Below are 19,057 nucleotides of genomic sequence, written 5' to 3' on the forward strand. Positions count from 1 at the left end.
CAATGACATAGAGCCTATATACGCAGTGAGGGAGATACAAAATGACAACAATTATCGTCGTGGAACCACACACCTTATTCAGGTTAGGTATCATACGACTGCTGGCAGACACTCTGCCCAGCGCGGAACTGCTCAGCATGGACTACGAGTCAATGGAGACAGGTCTGCAAACACGACGTTGTGAGTTGCTGCTATTGTCGGTACCTTCCGCCGAGGCCTGTATGAAGCTGCTAGCTGATGTACGCCGCAGTCTGCAGCCTAGCGCCGTACTCTTGATGGCCGAATCCCACTACGCCTTACCGGCAATTCAGGACATGCCTGCCGGCGTCATGGGGCATTTACTCAAGACCGCCACGCCGGAATTGATGGCGGCTACCATCAATCTGGTATTGGCAGGCGGTTCCTGTTTTCCATCGCCTGCGCCCCAGCGTCAACCGACCTCAATGGCCACGCCTACAAACCAGCCTTCGAGCCCATTGCCTTCTAAAGCGGAGCCCGACAGGCTGATTACGTCCTACGAACCTGAACGCTGGCCACCCGTCAATCGAGAAATCGACCCTCTTGACGAAGCACGGCTACTGGGTCTGACGCCTCGCCAGTACGAGGTGCTTGTGCTATTGGCTCGTGGCATGACCATCAAGGGCGTGGCCCGGCAGTTGAATATTTCGTCGGCCACGGCCAAGGCGCATGCCGAAACCCTTTATATACGAATGAACGTACATAATCGCAACGAGGCTGTCTATCGCGCGGTTTCCAAAGGGGCCAGGCTCGGGATGCCCAGCTCCCACATGGAAAAAGCCTGCTGATCGCAGGCTTTTCAAAATTACAACATACCCAGTTGCAAACGGGCGGATTCGCTCATTCGCTCACGACTCCACGGCGGGTCCCAGACAAGATCAACCACGGCCTTCTCGACACCCTGAATCGTTTCCAGCTTGTAGCGAGCCTCGTCCGCAATCATGGTCCCCATTCCGCAGCCGGGGGCTGTCAACGTCATTTCCATCGTAATGGAAAAGGTTTCGGGCCCCGTCTTAGTCACGTGACAGGCATACACCAGTCCCAGATTGACGATATCAACCGGAATCTCGGGATCGTACACACTGGACAGTACAATCCAGGCGGCATCTTCAATGGTTTTTTCACTCAGCGGCAGTTCAGGGACAAAGACCTCAGGCTTGTCCTGAGACTCAAAACCCAAGGCATCGGCATCGACGCCCTCAATCCGGTAAAGATTGCCTTCCACCATGACGGTATAACTACCACCCAGTTTCTGGGTAATCGTCGCCGTACACCCCGCCTCGATGGTGACGGGAGCGCCGTAAGGAATGCTCACTGCCGGGCAGTCCCGACTGACCAGCACATCATGTCGTTCAAAGTAACTCATGGCTTGCTTGCGCCTTTATTCCGTTTGCGCGGTTTCTTTGGCCTGATTGATGGCGTTGTGCAGGGTATGCCAGGCCAACGTGGCACATTTAACCCGTGCAGGAAATTCACGCACACCCGATAACACTTCCAGCTTGCCCAGGTCCCGATCTGGATGAGCCTCTGTCAGCATGGCATGCATATCTTGAAAGAGCGACTCAAACTCAGCCAGAGTCAGACCTTTAACAGCTTCGGTCATCAAGGACGCCGACGCCTTGGAAATGGCACAGCCATGACCCACAAAGCTGACTTTCTGCACAATGCCGTCTTCGACAACGGCATACACCGCCAGCTGATCCCCACACAAAGGGTTGTGGCCATTGGCGAAATGGCTGGCATTTTCTATTACTTCAAAGTTACGCGGGCTACGGTTGTGGTCGAAAATGACCTCTTGGTAAAGCTCGCGCAGCCCGTTGAAATCCTGGCTCATTTAGCCAACTCCAAATAGTTTTTGCGCTTTGCGCAGGCTGCCCAGCAAAGCATCAATATCAGCGTAATCGTTGTACAGGGCAAAAGAAGCACGCGCCGTACCCGGGATGCCAAACCGCGTCATCAAAGGCATGGCACAGTGGTGACCGGCACGCACTGCTACCCCATCCATATCCAGGATAGTACCCAGGTCGTGCGGATGAATACCGTCAACCAGGAAAGACACAATCCCAGCCTTGTGTTCCGCCGTCCCGATAATGCGAATGCCAGGCATGGCCAGCAAGGCTTCGGTGGCGTAATCCAGCAGCAGTGCTTCGTGGTCGGCAATACGCTGCATGCCAATACGCATCAAATAATCGATGGCGGCAGCCATGGTAATGGCACCAGCGATATTGGGCGTCCCCGCTTCAAAACGCTGCGGCACGGGCGCGTAATTGCTTTTTTCAAAGCTGACAGTGGTGATCATGTCACCGCCACCCATCCAGGGTGACATGCTGTCCAAAATGTCGTAGCGCACATACAAGGCGCCCATGCCGGTTGGCCCGTAAAGCTTGTGAGCCGAAAATGTATAAAAATCGGCATCCAGGGCTTGCACGTCCACCACACCGTGGGGGACGGACTGGGCACCATCCACCAGCACCTTGGCGCCGACCGCATGGGCCTGACGCGTCATTTCAGCAATGGGGTTAATCGTCCCCAGCGCATTGGAGACATGGACCACGGCCAGCAGGCGGGTTTTCTCATTGAGCAGTTGCTGGAATGCTTCCTGATCCAATTCACCGTTGTCCAGCACGGGCACCACGCGGATGATGGCGCCGGTACGCTGGGCAACCAGCTGCCAGGGCACGATGTTGGAGTGATGCTCCAGACCTGTCAGCAAGATCTCGTCGCCTGCCTTCAAGTTATCCATGCCCCAGCTGTAGGCGACCAGATTAATGGATTCCGTGGTGCCACGCGTAAATACAATCTCTTCATCACGGGCGGCATTCAGAAATGCCCGCACTGTACTTCTGGCCTGATCGTACAGCTCAGTAGCATGTTGAGACAGCCAATGCACACCCCGATGGATATTCGCATTGGACTGCTCATAGAATCGCGCCTCGGCCTCAATGACCGAACGCGGCTTTTGCGTCGTCGCACCGTTATCCAGATAGGACAAGCGTTGCCCCCGGATCGGGCGGGCTAGGATGGGAAAATCCTCGCGGTGATTCAGCAAACCAGCAGCAGTTACGGGCATGGGCGCATTCATGCAAGATCTCCAAGGGCGAGCCCGCCCGGCAACAACGCATTAATACCGACAGTGGCACGGCTACGCAGGCTTTCAGACGCAATGCGCTCCAAGGACTGGGCGGCAAATGCATAAATCAGCATATTGCGGGCATCTTCCATGCTCATGCCTCGCGAGCGCAGATAGAACAGGCTATCGGCATCCAGTTGGCCCACCGTGGCCCCGTGAGCACACTTGACGTCGTCAGCGTAGATTTCCAGCTCGGGGCGGGAATCTGCCCGCGCCATCTTGGACAAGAGCAAGCTGTCCGAACGCTGTACCGAATCCGTACCATCGGCACCCTTGCCCACCAGCACACGACCACTGAACACACCGCGGGCGGTGTCTGCCAGAATACCGCGGTAGAACTCACGACTTTGGCAGTTGGGCTGGGCATGGTCAATCAGTGTGTTGTGGTCGACATGACGACGACCATCCACAAAGTACAAGCCGTTAAACAAGGTTTCGCAACGCTCGCCGTTGAAAACGGTAGCAATATCGTTACGGGCAATACGGGCACCGAAGGACAGCGAGTGCGAATTGAATACCGAGCCGCGACCTTGCTGCACATCGATGGCCGCCAGGTGAAAGTCTTGCAGCGCTTCCTGCTGCAACTTCATGTGCGTCAGATTGGCATCTGGAGCCACGTTCAGACGAGTCACGACGCTGCTCAAGGACGCATCCATGCCGTCCTGACCTACGTAGTGCTCAACCACCGTTGCACTGGCACCCGACTCCAGAGAGATCAGGTTACGCGTAAAGCTGGCGCTGCCCCCTTGGGTGCGAACAAAAACCAAATGGACCGGTTGCTCCAGGTGCTTGCCAGCGGCGATATGCAAGGCGGCACCATCCTGAGCCAAGGCCAGGTTCAAGGCTGCGGTCGAAGCGCCCTGGGACTCATCACCGTAAGCCTGCTGCAACCAGTCTGCATCGCGCTCCAGACAGGCGCTGAGCGACGCCAAACGCACACCAGCGGGCAATTCATCCAGGTGCGACAGCGCCGCATCGTAGTGACCATCCACAAAGACCAGGAAGTACCCGTCCTCTTGTTGGCGCACCGACGCCACCAGCTCCGCTGCCGACGCTGATTTGCGTGGTGCGAAGCTTTGTTGTTCCAGCAAAGCCAAGGAGGTGTGATGCCAGGCTTCAATGCGTGTGGTTGGCCAGCCTTCTTGTTCGAAACGCTCCAGCGCACGCTGACGCACAGCGCTTAGCCATGGCAGACCGGCTCCAGGTGCTTGTGCAGCCTGAGCGGCAAAGCTGTTGACCCAATCCGGCAGACTCATACCGCAGCTCCCTTGGCTTTCTGTTCGGCCTCTGCTTGTTCCAGCACCCAGCCGTAGCCACGCTCTTCCAGTTCTAGGGCCAACTCACGGCCACCGGAACGAATGATCTTGCCACCGGCCAAAACGTGCACAAAGTCAGGCACGATGTAATCCAGCAGACGTTGGTAGTGAGTGATCACCAGCAAGGAACGCTCGGGGGAACGCAGACGGTTCACGCCGTCAGCCACCACGCGCAAAGCGTCAATATCCAGACCGGAGTCGGTTTCGTCCAGAATGGCCAGCTTGGGCTCCAGCAGACTCATTTGCAGAACTTCATTGCGTTTCTTTTCGCCGCCGGAAAAGCCTTCGTTCACCGAGCGGTACAGAAACTCTTCACGCATACCTACAATCTTCATTTCCTCTTTCACGCGCTTGAGGAAGTCCATGGCGTCCAGCTCAGGCAGACCCTGATGACGACGCACGGCGTTCACCGAAGCACGCAGGAAATAGGCGTTGGACACACCGGGAATTTCGATGGGGTACTGGAATGCCAGGAACAGACCGGAACGGGCGCGGTCTTCAATCTTCATTTCCAGCAGGTCTTGACCCAGCCAATCAACCGAACCACCTTCCACGGTGTAGTCTTCACGACCCGCCAGAACCTGGGACAAGGTGCTCTTGCCCGAGCCGTTCGGACCCATGATGGCGTGAACTTCACCGGGTTTGATTTCCAGGTTCAGGCCTTTAAGGATAGGTTTATCTTCAACCGAAGCGCGCAAATCTTTAATCGTCAGCATTTCATTATTCTCCTTAACCTACACTGCCTTCCAAGCTGACGCCGAGCAAATTCTGTGCTTCGACCGCAAACTCCATGGGCAATTCTTTAATCACTTCTTTACAAAAGCCGTTCACGATCATGGAGACGGCGTCTTCGGCTGTCAGGCCGCGCTGCATGGCATAAAAGAGCTGATCCTCTCCAATACGCGAAGCCGTCGCCTCGTGTTCCACACTGGCACTGGGATTCTGCACTTCCATTGTCGGGAAGGTATGCGCAGCGCAGCGCTTGCCAATCAGCAGCGAATCACACTGAGTGTAATTGCGGGCGTTCTCTGCCTTGGGAGTAATCCGCACCAAACCACGATAGGTATTGATGCCCTGGCCGGCCGAAATCCCCTTGGAGATAATCGTGCTGCGGGTATTGCGCCCCATATGGATCATCTTGGTGCCGGTGTCCGCTTGCTGACGGTGATTGCTCAGGGCGACCGAGTAGAACTCCCCTTGGGAGTCATCGCCACGCAGCACCACGCTGGGGTATTTCCAGGTAATGGCCGAGCCGGTTTCAACCTGCGTCCAGGAGATGTGCGAACGTGCGCCACGGCATTCGCCACGCTTGGTGACGAAGTTGTAAATACCGCCTACGCCGTCCTTGTCACCGGGGTACCAGTTTTGCACGGTCGAGTACTTGATCTTGGCGTCGTCCAACGCGACCAGCTCCACGACCGCAGCGTGCAATTGGTTTTCATCGCGCATCGGCGCCGTACAGCCTTCCAGGTAACTGACCGACGCGCCCTCTTCCGCAATGATCAAGGTGCGCTCGAACTGGCCGGTGTCGCGGGCATTGATACGGAAATAAGTGGAAAGCTCCATGGGGCAGCGCACCCCTTTGGGGATGTACACAAAGGAACCATCAGAGAACACAGCCGAGTTCAGTGCGGCATAGAAGTTGTCGCTGGGAGGGACCACCGTGCCCAGGTACTTTTTGACCAGTTCCGGATATTCACGTACCGCTTCGGAAAAGGAACAGAAGATCACGCCCACTTCTTCCAGTTCCTTGCGGAAGGTGGTGGCCACCGAGACCGAGTCAAACACGGCGTCAACGGCCACACCGGCCAGACGTGCGCGTTCGTGCAGGGGCACACCCAGTTTTTCATAGGTGCGCAACAGTTCCGGATCGACCTCATCCAGGCTCTTGGGACCATCGGCCTTGCTTTTGGGCGCGGAGTAGTAACTGATGTCCTGAAAGTCGATTGGCGGGTACTCCACAATCGACCACTTGGGGTACTTCATGGTCAGCCACTGGCGGTAAGCAGCCAGGCGCCATTCCAGCATGAACTCCGGTTCGCGTTTTTTCGCGGACAGGAAACGGATGACGTCTTCGTTCAAACCTTTCGGTATGGTTTCAGACTCGATGTCGGTGACAAAGCCTGCCTCGTAATCACGATCGAGGAAGGTGTCCAGATGTTCGTTGACGGTACTCATTCGGTTAACTCCACGTTGGAGGTGTTCGCCTTGTTTCTGTTTTTCAATTCGGGACCCGGCTTGTGTGTCAGGGGAAACTCGTTAACGGGCACGCGTATCATGTCTGCAACACTGACCTCTTCCAAGGTACGCCGGACAATATCGTTGATACGCTGCCAGTTACTGCGTATGTGGCAGTCTGACTCCACGGAACAGGCTCCAGGAGTGGCAACACATTCAGTCAAGCCAAAGGGCTGATCTTCCAGTGCATCAATAATCTGCGCTACACTTATCTGTTTGGCGGGGCGGCCCAACACATACCCTCCGCGTGCGCCTCGACTACTGATTACCAGTTCATGCTGGCCCAGCAGTTTAAGCACCTTGCTGACAGTTGGTTGGCCCAAACCCAGGATGGCGGCCAAGTCAGACGCACTGAACACACGGTCTGGATCGCCAGCCATGTGTGTCAGCACCAAAGTGCCGTAATCAATGATTTTACTGATTCGCAGCATTCCTTCTCTCTGAACAGGTCGTAGAACCATATAGTACCGCTTTGGTACTATATGGTCAAATTATCCCTGCAGACTTTGCTGGATATTCCACATACGGGCATAGGCGCCATCCAGGGCTAAAAGTTCGTTGTGCGTGCCCTGCTCCACGATCTGGCCACGCTCCAGAACCAGGATCAGATCTGCGTCCGTAATCGTGGACAGGCGGTGGGCAATGATCAAGGTGGTACGGTCACGGGCGATCTCATTGAGTTCGGCCTGAATGGCCCGCTCCGTACGCGTATCCAGCGCACTGGTCGCTTCATCCAGGATCAGCACCGGCGGGTTTTTCAGCAAGGTACGAGCAATCGCCACGCGCTGTTTCTCACCCCCGGACAACTTCAGTCCACGCTCGCCCACCACGGTCTCGTAGCCATCCGGCAGGCTTTGAATAAAGTCATGAATACTGGCAGCACGGGCAGCGGCAACAATCTGCTCCTTGCTGGCATCGGGACGACCATACGCAATATTGTGCAAAATCGTATCGTTAAACAGCACCGTGTCTTGCGGAACGATACCAATATGGCGACGCAGACTCTCCTGTGTCCACTCGTTTAGCGCGCGGTCATTAAACAGAATCCGCCCGGCTGTCACATCGTAAAAACGAAACAACAGACGCGACAAGGTGGACTTGCCCGCCCCTGAAGCCCCCACCACGGCCACCGTCTTGCCTGCCGGAATCTCGAAACTCAGGTTCTGGATAACCGTGCGACGCTTATCGTAGGCAAAACTGACGTTCTCAAAACGCACACTGGCCTGTGTACAGGACAACTCTTGGGCATTGGGTGCGTCCGTCACCTCCTGCTTGCGGCGCAGCAGGGAGAACAAACGCTCCATGTCCGCCAGGGAGTTCTTGATCTCGCGATATACAAATCCCAGAAAATTCAGCGGTGCGTACAGCTGAGTCAGAAAGGCCGAGACCAACACCACATCCCCTACCGTCATGGATCCGGCCAACACCCCTTGCGCAGACATGAACAACAAAGCGGTAACGCCAATACTGATGATAGAGGCTTGCCCGATATTGAGCAGGTTCAGCGATACCTGATTACGGACGGCAGCCTGCACCCACTGACCCATATTCTGGTCATAACGATTGATTTCATACTCCTCGTTGCCAAAATACTTCACGGTTTCATAGTTGAGCAAAGCATCAATGGCACGGGAGTTGGCACGGCTGTCCAGATCATTCATGGTGCGCCGATAACGCATGCGCCGCTCCGTGACCAGCAGGGTAAAGACAATATAAGTCGCAATGGTTCCCAAGGTGACGGCCGCAAAGGTCCAGTCATAGCGCCAGAGCAAAATGCCGCACACCAGGGCGATTTCCAGCAGGGTGGGCAAAATATTGAAAACCAGAAAATTGAGCAAAAAGCTGACGCCCTTGGTGCCCCGCTCAATATCCCGGCTTAACCCACCCGTCTGGCGCTCGGTATGAAAACGCAGTGACAGATCCAGCAGATGCCGAAAGACATTATTGGCAATCAGGCGAACTGCGCCTTGCGTTACCCGTGCAAACAGGGCATCGCGGATTTCCCCCAAGGCACTGGAGGCCAGCCGCACCGCCCCATATCCGAGCAGCGCCGCCACAGGCAGCATCAGCGCCGTAGCCGGCAGACTCAAAGCATCGATGACCTGCTTTAAGTAGATGGGCATCAGGACGGTGGCCACTTTCGCCAGAATCAGGCAGGCCAAGGCCACAACCACGCGGGTTTTGAAACGCCAAACGTAAGGAAATAGAGATTTCAGGGTGCTCAAACCACCGGAGACACCATCAAGCACTTCAGGACGAGGAGGCACACGCAATAGAGTCGCGTTCAATAGCAAAAGGCCAAAGAACAGCGGACAGGTTCAAAAGAGGTTGCAGCACAAAGCTGAAATCAAGGTCAAACTGGCAGCATGCCCAGTCCACACACAGCCAGACTCCTGAGCTGTCCTTGATACGAATACAACAAAACGATTAGCCGCCTACTTTTCCTGCCAGATGAGCAGGCGTCAGGCAATCATCAAGTATAGCTCCCGGCACCTGACTCCTACACCAAGACCCTAACGCCGGCGTGCTTGTTTCAAGCCACATTGCTCCAAAAAGTGCTGTGCATCCAGCAGCCCGGTGGAACGAATGCACAGGATTGGCTCCCCATTCCCGACATCTCTGCCATTGCAATGAAAATGCTGGCAATCCAGCACTTTGTTACCTTCCGGCCTTCTGCGAAAGGCATACAATACCTGCTTGTCCGAAACGGGTACCCATCCGATCAGAATGGCGCCTGAGACACGGGCAACTGGCTTATAAATTCCTTTACCGTGCAAAAGTCATCCATGCCGTCTTCTTCTTTCTCGTATTCTTCTTCCCTGGATCAGTTAGCCGCACAGGACAGCCAGGCGCTGGATGTGCTGTACGACCAGGAAGCACCCTTGATGCTGGCTTTGGGCCAGGCCGTTTTGGGTCGCCGCATTGATGCTGAAGAGGTTCTGCGCGACAGCTTTGTCCTGTTGTGGAAAAATGCCGCAGGCTACGACCCCGATCTGGGTGAGGGCCGTGCCTGGATTTATAGCATTCTGCGTTTCAGATTGCTGGCCCGTTTACGCCAGCGTACGCAAAGTGGGGATAGCAGTTACGCTTTGCCCGCCATTAAGCCTCAGTCAGGACAACGATTCATTCCCGCCCTGGGGAAACTGGACGGTACCAGTCAACGCGCCATGATTCATGCCTATTTGCATGGCAACAGCTATGAGCAATTAGGCCCTCAACTGAATCGATCCCCCGCTCAGTTGCGCGCCGTGGTACAGCATGGTCTGCAACAGCTTACCCCTTTAATCAATGAAGGCAATGCCAACGACCCGCGCCATGCCGTCATGATTGGCGAATACACATTGGGCTTGCTTAGTCAGCATGAATTGGCGCAGGCGCACACGCTGATGCAGCAAAATGATCAGGCCGCTCGTCTGGCATTGGCCTGGGAGCAGGCCTGGCTGGAGCTGGTGGATTGTCTGACCCCTACCGTCCCAGCCCCCACCAGTCTGGCGCACATCCACCATACCTTAGGGTTGCCGCCGCCTGCCGCACGCCGTCAGGCAGGCAGCCCGATTAGCCCCGAGAAGGAAGTTCCTGCGTCGCCAGGTGGCGGCGCAGGGGCGATCGCGGCAGCTAAAACAGAATGTCAGGAACCCAGCATCAAGACCAGCGATGCGATTGACGGCACCGCCAAGCCAGCCATTCGTAATGAACCACGCTGGTCCGCAGACAGCACAAGCGCCACTGACAAGGCCGAGGAGCATGCTCCTCCCTTTCCCACTTTGTTGCGCGCCGACGCTGACCCTGCAGCCAAATCGATGATTCCCACGCCCGACTTGCCCCCTGTCGCGCCGCCCAGAAAAGGGGACAAGAAAAAACCTGCCAACAGCGAAGTGCCCCCCAGCCTGACCAGCGAGAAAAAACCGGCACCCGAGGCCGCAGAGGAAGGAAAAAAAGCGCGTGGCTTTGCAATGCCCTTGCCCCTGCTGCTCGGTGGTTTGGCCGTTGTCGTAATACTAGGTTTGGCCATTGCCCTGTTCATGAACATGAATTCGGAACCACCGGTCAATGTCATTGAAATGAAGCCACGTCAGGCAGCGATCCTACAAGCTCCCGGCCAATCCTCGACGCCTGCCTGGATTGCGACAGTGGACCCGCAAGGAAATGTCCTGCTGGTGCCCAAGGTCAATACCGAAGTTAAAGCCACCCAATCCGTGCAGTTATGGACTCACACGCCCCGTGGGACACAAATCCGCTCCCTGGGTTTGATCGACCCCAATCGTCCCATCACCGTCCCCGCTGCCTTGATCGGCACGGTCGAAGACGAACAGATTTTTGAAATGACGCTGGAAGCCGAGGGAGGCTCCAATAGCGGCGCGCCGGAAGGCCCCATCCTTTATATAGGCCGCATTGTCAGTTTTGGACAATTGGACAATCTGCCTATCAGCAACAAGGAGGCTAGCTCGTCGGCAACGCGCTCCTGAACGCCGTATCCAGGCGTTCCAGCTCATCAATCTCCGCTGCCGTAAAGCCCGCCTCCAGGCGGGCTTTACGATTGAACGGCCCCCGCAGGCGCGGGGCGCGGTAATGCTGCGCCAGTACACCATAGGTATCGAAATCAGATAAACCCTGCTCCTGGCAGACTTTGCGATACCAGTAGTTCCCCAAGGCCACATGCCCCACCTCATCACGCAAGATGATGGCAATAATGGACGCGGCCTTCTGGTCGCCGGCCTCCAGCAGCTTGCTGTGGACCACCGGACACGCGTCCAGACCGCGCGCCTCCAGAGTTCGAGGCACCAAGGCCAGCCGTGCCAGCAAATCGAAGCGGGTTCGCTCTGCCATCTCCCACAGGCCATCATGGACAGGCAAATCGCCGTAGCGGACCCCCAAGGTTTGCAAATGATCGTTTAACAACTCAAAGTGCAAAGCCTCTTCCACCGCAACTTGCAACCAGCCCGCGTAAAACGAATCTGGCAAGCCGGGGTAACGCCATAACACGTCCAAAGCCAGGTTAATGGCATTGAATTCAATATGCGCCAGGGAGTGCAATAAGGCCGCACGCCCCTGAAGGGTGTGTACTGAGCGCCTGGGCACCTGTTGAGGACTGACAAAACGTAAGCCGGGCGGCCTTCCGGGCACACCAGGTGGCTCATCCAGATGCTCATGCGCCCCAACAGGCAAACCAGGGGGAATGGCTCGAACGGCAGCCAGCTTGGCAGCCGGTTCTTGCACCACCAGGGCTTGTAGAGCTCGACGACGTAGATTCACTGTTCATCCTTCCATGAAAAAAGGCCGGCACCCAGGCCGACCTTCCTTCCCACCGACAATCCGGAATTACTGGGCAGAGCCCGGGTCTGTCATGGCCAGGGCCTGATCCAGCATCGCCTGGATCTGTCCCAGATTGGTGCGCAGGGCTTGCATCTCCTGACCGGTCAGACGTACCGCCGCTTCCTGGTCAAACGGCATATCCGGACCATCGCCCAGACGATTGCGTGCGCCGCTGATGGTAAAGCCCTCGTCGTACAGCAAGCCGCGAATCCGGCGAATCAACAGCACTTCATGGTGCTGGTAATAACGTCGGTTACCACGTCGCTTGACAGGCTTTAGCTGTGTAAATTCCTGCTCCCAGTAACGCAAGACATGGGGCTTGACCAGACAAAGCTCGCTGACTTCACCGATGGTGAAATAACGCTTGGCAGGGATAGGAGGCAAGGTCGCCGTTTTTTCGTTTGTGCTCATGGCCACTGATGCTCATCGACAATAGGAATGATTTTACACGTTCAGTCAGGCAAAACTGTACGCAAACGTACCAGGATTTAGTCCCGCTCATCCTCGGGCGCCACCGGTGCGCCTTCAACGACACTCTTGAGCTTTTGACTGGCATGAAAAGTCACCACCCGGCGCGCCGAAATAGGAATGACCTCACCCGTCTTGGGGTTGCGACCAGGACGCGGGGGTTTATCCCGCACCTGAAAATTACCGAAACCGGACAACTTGACCTCTACACCGTCGGCCAGGGAATCGCGGATCTCAGCAAAGAAGGTATCCACGATATCTTTGGCTTCCCGCTTATTCAAACCAACACGTTCAAACAAGAGTTCTGCCAGGTCCGCTTTGGTCAAAGTACGCTCTACGTTCATTGTGTCTCCTTATGCCCGTGCCCGTGCACCATGCGCGGATACCAGTGCCGCCAGCAATGCTTCCAGGCATTGCTCGACACGCTCATCATCCAGCGTGCTTGCGCTGTCCTGCAGCCAGAAACGAATGGCCAGACTCTTTTCCGACGCATCGTTCTTGTCACGCCAGACGTCAAACAACTGAATGTCTTTGACAATTGCCGCGGATGCTACGCTGCGGCGCACTTGATTGAGCGTATCCAGCACCGCTTGATAGGATACGTCTTTATTGACCCAAACTGCCAGATCACGCTGCACCACGGGCTGCTTGGAGATCTCCTGGGCATGCACCACGTCGTCACGCGAAATCGCCTCGACATCCACCTCAAAAACCACCGGGGCCTGGTTCAGACCAAACTCACCCAACCACTGGGGATGGACTTCACCAATCCAGCCTATGGTTTTACCCTCCAGCTTCACACTGGCGCTACGACCAGGATGCAAGGCCGGATGAACTTCAGGTTCAAACCGTACGTGAGCAGCCCGTTGACCCAGCAAGGTCTCCAGGTCCCGTTTGACATCAAAGAAATCCACAGGGCGGTCGGCTTGGCCCCATTGCTCACTCACGACAGAACCCCAGGCCGCCGCCGCAATGCGGTTCGGCTGATGGATGCCGGCCACTGTCAATGCGCCATTTTCTTGCGAAGCATCCCGCAGGAAAACACGACCAAATTCAAAAACCCGCACACGAGACTGCCGGCGGTTGGCATTGTGTTCGATATTGGCCAACAAACCAGGGATCAAACTGGTGCGCATGACAGCCAACTGACTGGCAATCGGATTGAGCAAGCGAATCGGGTCAGCCTGCCCGTTGATCCCTTTTTCCCAGGACTCTTGCACAAAGGAAAAATTGATGACTTCCTGGTAGTCCTGCCCCGCCATGACAGCACGCAAGGCATGCGGACCGCGCAGGGCTTCCTCAGGAACGCGCATGTGGGCTGCGGCGACTGGAGGAAGATCAGGGATATTTTCAAAGCCATAAATACGAGCGACTTCCTCGATCAGATCCTCTTCGATCGTCAAGTCGAAACGGTAGCTGGGCGGCGTGACGGTAAACACACCGTCGACGACCGAAAAGCTCAGGCCCAGGCGGGTAAAGATGCTCTCGACCTGATCCTGCTCCAAAGCGATGCCCAGCACACGACGACAGCGCTCCAGACGCATGGCGACAGGCTTGCGCTCCGGCAGGGCCACAATCTGGTCATCCAGGGGGCCAGCCTGACCACCACAAATTTCCAGTATCAAGGCGGTGGTGCGCTCCAGATGCTGGGTAATGGAATCAAAGTCCACGCCCCGCTCAAAACGATGGCTGGCGTCCGATGAAAATTTATAGCGACGGGCACGGCCCATGATGGCTTCCGGCCACCAGAAAGCCCCTTCCAGATACACATCTGTCGTGTCCAGCGTGACGGCACTTTGTTCGCCGCCCATGATACCGGCCATGCTTTGCACTACATCGTTAACCGCGATCACGCCAACATCGGTATCCAGCTCGACGTTCAAACCGCTCAGCAGCCCCAGTTGTTCGCCTTTACGTGCCCAACGCACTTCCAGGCCAGACTGTACGTGCTGCAAATCGAACACGTGCGTAGGACGGCCCAGCTCCAGCATGACGTAATTGGAGATGTCCACCAAAGCAGAGATCGAACGCTGGCCACTACGCTCCAGACGGGTTTTCATCCAGTCCGGGGTTTTCGCACGCGCATTGACGCCACGAATCACACGACCGGCAAAACGGCCACACAGATCAGCGTCTTTCACGGTAACGGAAACGCGATCTTCAATCGTGACAGGAACAGGAGTGAAGTCGGGCAGTGTCAATGGTTCGCCCGTCAGAGCGGCCACTTCACGCGCCACGCCCAGTACGGACAGGCAGTCCGCACGGTTAGGCGTCAATTTCAATTCGATAATCTGGTCGTCCAGATCCAGCAGCTCACGCAGGCTTTGCCCCACGGGTGCGTCCGTATCCAGTACCAGCAAACCATCGTGATCTTGCGACAGACCCAGCTCGCGACCCGAGCACAACATGCCGGCGGATTCCACACCACGCATTTTGACCGGGCCAATTTTCATGCCACCAGGCAGCGTTGCGCCAACACGAGCGACCGGGATCTTGATGCCTTGAGCCGCATTGGGGGCACCGCACACAATCTGCAGCAGCTTGCCCGAGCCGTCATCGACCTGGCACACGCGCAGGCGGTCAGCGTCGGGATGAGGGGCAATCTCGGCAATAAAGCCAACGACAACATTCTCGAACGCTGGCGCGGCGGCTTGAATTTCTTCAACCTCCAGGCCAGCCATCGTCAGTTGATGACCCAGTTCTTCAGTTCCCAGTTTGGGATTCACAAAGCGGCGCAGCCACGATTCGGAAAATAACATGATGCAAAGATGGAGACGTAAAACGGCGTATACCGGAACCGACCGGGCCTGTCAGGCCCAGCGGCGCGAAACAGGAATCAACGATTGAATTGCTTCAGAAAGCGCAGATCGCCTTCAAAGAACTGGCGTAAATCGTTAACACCATAGCGCAACATAGTCAGGCGCTCCAGCCCGGAACCAAAAGCGAAACCAATGTAACGCTCTGGGTCCAAACCGAAATTGCGCACCACTTGCGGGTGAACCTGCCCGGAGCCCGAGATTTCCAGCCAACGGCCCTTATTGGGACCGGAGGAGAACATCATGTCAATCTCGGCGGATGGCTCGGTAAAGGGGAAAAAAGAAGGTCGAAAACGCACGACCAGATCGTCGCTTTCAAAAAAAGCGCGCAGAAAATTCGTGTAGACGCCTTTCAGATCCGCAAAGGAAATATCCTCGGCAATCCACAAGCCTTCGACCTGATGGAACATGGGCGAGTGAGTGGCATCACTGTCAACGCGATAAGTGCGCCCAGGGGCAATAACCTTGATCGGGGCCTGGTTCATACGCGCGTATCGCACCTGCATGGGGCTGGTGTGTGTGCGCAGCAAATAAGGCAGACCCTGCTCGTCGTTCATATCGATATAGAACGTATCCTGCATTGAGCGGGCCGGGTGATTCTCTGGATTGTTCAGAGCGGTAAAATTGGTCCAGTCATTTTCGATTTCAGGGCCGTCCGCCACATCAAAACCGATAGAGCGGAAAATGGCCTCGACTCGCTGCCAGGTCTGGATGACCGGATGGATGCCGCCGGTGCCCCGTCCACGGCCAGGCAGAGTCACATCAATCTGTTCTTGAGCCAGACGTTGGTTCAATTGTTCTGCCGCCAAGGCAGCACGACGATCATTGAGCAAATCCTCAATTTCGCGCTTGAGCACGTTAATGCTGGCGCCTGCTGCTTTTTTCTGCTCCGGCTCCATCTGGGCAAGACCTTTCATCAAGGCGGTGATGGCACCTTGTTTGCCCAAAAAGCGGGCTTTGGCGTTTTCCAGCGAGGCGGCGTCCTGAGACTGCTCAAACAAGGCCCGAGCCTGGGCGATCAGATCGTCGTGGGAGGAAGTCATGGCGTGTTACTTTCCAAAAACAAACGGAGCCCCAAAGGCCCCGTTTGTGAACTATACAGTCAGATACCGCTTAAGCAGCCAGAGCGTTCTTAGCCTGTGCAACAATAGCAGCAAAACCTGCCTTGTCTTTAACAGCCAAGTCAGCCAGAACCTTACGGTCCAAAGCGATGGAGGCTTTGTTCAGGCCGGCGATAAACTGGCTGTAGCTCATGTCCAGTTCGCGGCAAGCTGCGTTGATACGGGTAATCCACAGCGAGCGGAATACACGTTTCTTGTTACGGCGGTCACGGTAGGCATACTGACCTGCCTTCATGACAGCCTGTTTGGCTATACGGAATACATTACCGCGACGACCGCGAAAACCTTTGGCCTGGGCAATGACTTTCTTGTGGCGTGCGCGTGCGTTAACACCGCGTTTTACTCGTGACATGTTCGATTCTCCCTAATCAAGCGAAAGGCATCATTGCTTTTACGGAAGCGACGTCGGCTTTATGAACCTCGACGGCACCGCGCAACTGACGTTTGTTCTTGGTCGTCTTCTTGGTCAGAATGTGACGCTTGAACGCTTGGCCCCGCTTGATGGAACCGCTACCACGAACCACAAAGCGCTTGGAAGCGCTTTTTTTGGTTTTCATTTTAGGCATGAAATTACTCGACTAATTTGTGTCTGCGGGTGGCCGCCAAAGAAACTGGCACGCACTTGTATGACCCAAAACAGGCACTTATTTTTTTCTTTGCCCGCTGCAAGAACAAATCCAAACAGGGGAAAAGCTCTTGATTATAGGATGATTCCTGGAAAATTGTCCAGACAGACCCCGGTTTTTTATAGCCAGGTCGTTGCTGACAGGCCCTCAATAAAACCAGTCCCTGCCACACCCACTGTCTACCCAGCAACACCGTATCACGGCCCGACACGGTGCTCATGTGTCTGTAGAGCTGGCCTGTAAACAAACAGGGTTATTCGTTCTCCCCCTATCCGCCCAGTGCGAACGTCAGCGAACCGCCCCCTTCGGGAATTTTCCACATCGTCCTTGAAGCGGCGGCACCCGTCCATGTTCAACCGCCATCACGGTCTTCTTGTAGCCCAGCAGGCTTAAGGTAAATCCGGGCGGAACTGTAGCGCCTCCGCAATATGGGAGCGGGTCAGCTGGTCCACGCCCGCCAGATCCGCAATCGTACGCGCCACTCGCAGCACCCTGCCCTGCACTCTTTCCGACCAATGCCAGCGCTTGCGCGCGCTGCTCAGCAAAGCCATGGCATCTGCAGACAGGCCGACATGCGCTTTCAAGCCCGACACCGGCAAGCGGGCATTGCGCACCGCCTGACGCCTCACTTGCCTTTCGATCGCCTCCTGCACGCGTAACCTGACCTGAGCGGATGGCGTCGCTTCATGATCGCTCTGCGCCCCGGACTCGCTCAAGGTGACCAAGAGATCAATCCTGTCCAACATGGGGCCGGACAAACGTTGCCGATATTGTTCTCGTTGAGCGGGCGAGCAACGGCATGCCCGATGCCGACTGGCCGCCCAGCCACATGGACAAGGGTTCATCGCGGCCACTAATTGAAATTGGGCCGGAAAGACCGCCTGCTTCTGTGCACGGGAGATATGTACGCAGCCTTGCTCCAGGGGCTCGCGCAGCGCCTCCAGTGAACGTCGGCTGAACTCGGGCAGCTCATCTAGAAACAGCACGCCCTGGTGCGCCAGAGAAACCTCCCCCGGCCGGGGGCGGCTGCCCCCGCCAATCAGGGCTGGCGTAGACACACTGTGATGCGGGGCACGAAACGGAGGGCGTCGGCTGTAAAAATCCCGCTCCTGAACAAAAGAGTACAAGGCCGCCACTTCCAGTTGGGCATAGCGATCCAGATCGGGCAACAGGCCGGGCAGACGTTGAGCCAACATGGTTTTTCCTACACCCGGCGAGCCGTTCAACAAAAGGCTGTGACCACCGGCCGCTACTACTTCCAAAGCACGACAGGCCAAAGGCTGTCCACGTACATCAGACAGGCAAAGCGACGGATCGTAAGTGTGCTCCTCTGGCCAGGGCTGAGCCAAAGCTGGCTCAAGCTCTTTATCACCCCGCAGATAAGCGGCTGCCTCGGCCAGGCTCGCCACACCTCGAACCTGCAGTTCCGGCACATGGGCCGCCACCTCCGCGCTGTGTCTTGGCAAAAGCAAACAAGGCGCTGGATGCCGCCGCGCCATTCCCAACGCAATCGTCAGCGCGCCTTGAACAGGAACCACTGCGCCCGTCAAGGACAGCTCACCGGCCATGACATAGCGCTCCAAACCCGTAATCGCCTGCTCACGCTGTCCATCATCACAGCGGCTAAGCTGGCCGCTGGCCAGCAAAATTGCCAACGCCACCGGTAGATCAAAGCGCCCCGAATCTTTGGGCAGATCGGCCGGAGCCAGATTGATTGTCAGTCGGGCAGCGGGAAAATCAAAACCGCTGGCTTGCAAAGCGGCACGTATTCGCTCCCGACTTTCCCGGATACCAGCATCCGGCAAACCAACAATATGAAAAGCGGGCAAGCCCGGAGCGACATGCGCCTCAACCCGCACATCGATTACATCCAGGCCCGACAAGGCACAACTGTTCAACACGGCCAAGGACATAGACCTTTCCCCTATCCTGAGGCAAACAGATAGCTTGCCCAGCCAAGGAAGAAAGTGCCAGATGGCGGCTCTGACTTGATCACTGCGTACTTGTACGC

18 protein-coding genes are annotated in these 19,057 nt (G+C 56.3%); 2 read left to right on the plus strand and 16 right to left on the minus strand.

Going from position 1 to position 19,057, the window contains the following annotated elements; translation table 11 throughout:
* Positions 1-41: 41 nt before the first annotated feature.
* Positions 42-806, plus strand: a complete 765-nt coding sequence (locus tag V6936_RS05580; RefSeq protein WP_059317669.1) for a response regulator transcription factor — start codon at positions 42-44, stop codon at positions 804-806.
* 17 nt (positions 807-823) lie between these two features.
* Here V6936_RS05580 and sufT read toward each other — a convergent pair whose 3' ends face one another.
* Genes sufT through V6936_RS05620 form a run of 8 tightly spaced genes read right to left on the minus strand, consistent with a single transcriptional unit; the run spans position 824 to position 8,975 of the window.
* A complete protein-coding gene (gene sufT / locus V6936_RS05585) occupies positions 824-1,384 on the minus strand; it encodes a putative Fe-S cluster assembly protein SufT (RefSeq protein ID WP_059317670.1) in 561 nt (186 codons plus the stop codon).
* A 15-nt stretch (positions 1,385-1,399) separates the two neighbouring features.
* Positions 1,400-1,852, minus strand: a complete 453-nt coding sequence (gene sufU / locus V6936_RS05590) for a Fe-S cluster assembly sulfur transfer protein SufU (protein WP_003800334.1) — start codon at positions 1,850-1,852, stop codon at positions 1,400-1,402.
* Positions 1,853-3,100 carry a cysteine desulfurase gene (locus tag V6936_RS05595; protein WP_003800337.1) on the minus strand — a complete coding sequence of 416 codons (1,248 nt, stop codon included), beginning with the start codon at positions 3,098-3,100 and terminating at the stop codon, positions 1,853-1,855. It lies immediately after the preceding gene.
* Positions 3,097-4,404, minus strand: a complete 1,308-nt coding sequence (sufD, locus tag V6936_RS05600) for a Fe-S cluster assembly protein SufD (protein WP_059317671.1) — start codon at positions 4,402-4,404, stop codon at positions 3,097-3,099. Before sufD ends, V6936_RS05595 begins: the two co-directional genes overlap by 4 nt.
* Positions 4,401-5,180 (minus strand): Fe-S cluster assembly ATPase SufC, encoded by a 780-nt coding sequence (gene sufC / locus V6936_RS05605; RefSeq protein ID WP_003800343.1) that lies wholly within the window; start codon positions 5,178-5,180, stop codon positions 4,401-4,403. Before sufC ends, sufD begins: the two co-directional genes overlap by 4 nt.
* Before the next feature lie 13 nt (positions 5,181-5,193).
* On the minus strand, positions 5,194-6,642 hold the full coding sequence (sufB, locus tag V6936_RS05610; RefSeq protein WP_003800345.1) for a Fe-S cluster assembly protein SufB: 1,449 nt from the start codon (positions 6,640-6,642) through the stop codon (positions 5,194-5,196).
* Positions 6,639-7,133 (minus strand): SUF system Fe-S cluster assembly regulator, encoded by a 495-nt coding sequence (locus tag V6936_RS05615; protein ID WP_003800349.1) that lies wholly within the window; start codon positions 7,131-7,133, stop codon positions 6,639-6,641. Before V6936_RS05615 ends, sufB begins: the two co-directional genes overlap by 4 nt.
* Before the next feature lie 60 nt (positions 7,134-7,193).
* The gene (locus tag V6936_RS05620) at positions 7,194-8,975 is read right to left on the minus strand and encodes an ABCB family ABC transporter ATP-binding protein/permease (RefSeq protein WP_059317672.1); all 1,782 of its coding nucleotides are present in this window, start codon (positions 8,973-8,975) and stop codon (positions 7,194-7,196) included.
* A 513-nt stretch (positions 8,976-9,488) separates the two neighbouring features.
* Here V6936_RS05620 and V6936_RS05625 point away from each other — a divergent pair.
* On the plus strand, positions 9,489-11,168 hold the full coding sequence (locus V6936_RS05625) for an anti-sigma factor domain-containing protein (protein WP_336579556.1): 1,680 nt from the start codon (positions 9,489-9,491) through the stop codon (positions 11,166-11,168).
* Here V6936_RS05625 and V6936_RS05630 read toward each other — a convergent pair.
* The 8 genes from V6936_RS05630 to V6936_RS05665 form a co-directional block, all read right to left on the minus strand.
* Positions 11,143-11,955, minus strand: coding sequence for a ferritin-like domain-containing protein (locus tag V6936_RS05630; RefSeq protein ID WP_003800356.1), 813 nt, complete (start codon positions 11,953-11,955; stop codon positions 11,143-11,145). The two genes, V6936_RS05625 and V6936_RS05630, sit on opposite strands and share 26 nt — an antisense overlap.
* A gap of 66 nt (positions 11,956-12,021) precedes the next feature.
* Positions 12,022-12,426, minus strand: coding sequence for a MerR family transcriptional regulator (locus V6936_RS05635; protein ID WP_003800357.1), 405 nt, complete (start codon positions 12,424-12,426; stop codon positions 12,022-12,024).
* Positions 12,427-12,503: 77 nt separating this feature from the next.
* Positions 12,504-12,827, minus strand: a complete 324-nt coding sequence (locus tag V6936_RS05640) for an integration host factor subunit alpha (RefSeq protein WP_003800359.1) — start codon at positions 12,825-12,827, stop codon at positions 12,504-12,506.
* Between the two features lie 9 nt (positions 12,828-12,836).
* Entirely contained in the window at positions 12,837-15,242 is a 2,406-nt protein-coding gene (gene pheT / locus V6936_RS05645; protein ID WP_003800361.1) for a phenylalanine--tRNA ligase subunit beta, read from the minus strand.
* A 77-nt stretch (positions 15,243-15,319) separates the two neighbouring features.
* A complete protein-coding gene (gene pheS / locus V6936_RS05650; protein ID WP_003800363.1) occupies positions 15,320-16,342 on the minus strand; it encodes a phenylalanine--tRNA ligase subunit alpha in 1,023 nt (340 codons plus the stop codon).
* 70 nt (positions 16,343-16,412) lie between these two features.
* Entirely contained in the window at positions 16,413-16,772 is a 360-nt protein-coding gene (gene rplT / locus V6936_RS05655) for a 50S ribosomal protein L20 (protein ID WP_003800365.1), read from the minus strand.
* 16 nt (positions 16,773-16,788) lie between these two features.
* A complete protein-coding gene (gene rpmI / locus V6936_RS05660) occupies positions 16,789-16,986 on the minus strand; it encodes a 50S ribosomal protein L35 (RefSeq protein WP_003800367.1) in 198 nt (65 codons plus the stop codon).
* Between the two features lie 449 nt (positions 16,987-17,435).
* The gene (locus tag V6936_RS05665; RefSeq protein WP_003800368.1) at positions 17,436-18,959 is read right to left on the minus strand and encodes a YifB family Mg chelatase-like AAA ATPase; all 1,524 of its coding nucleotides are present in this window, start codon (positions 18,957-18,959) and stop codon (positions 17,436-17,438) included.
* Positions 18,960-19,057: the final 98 nt, after the last annotated feature.

Origin of the sequence: Alcaligenes sp. CHO6 (assembly GCF_037120595.1) — a bacterium.
Classification (GTDB): Bacteria; Pseudomonadota; Gammaproteobacteria; order Burkholderiales; family Burkholderiaceae_B; genus Alcaligenes; species Alcaligenes ammonioxydans.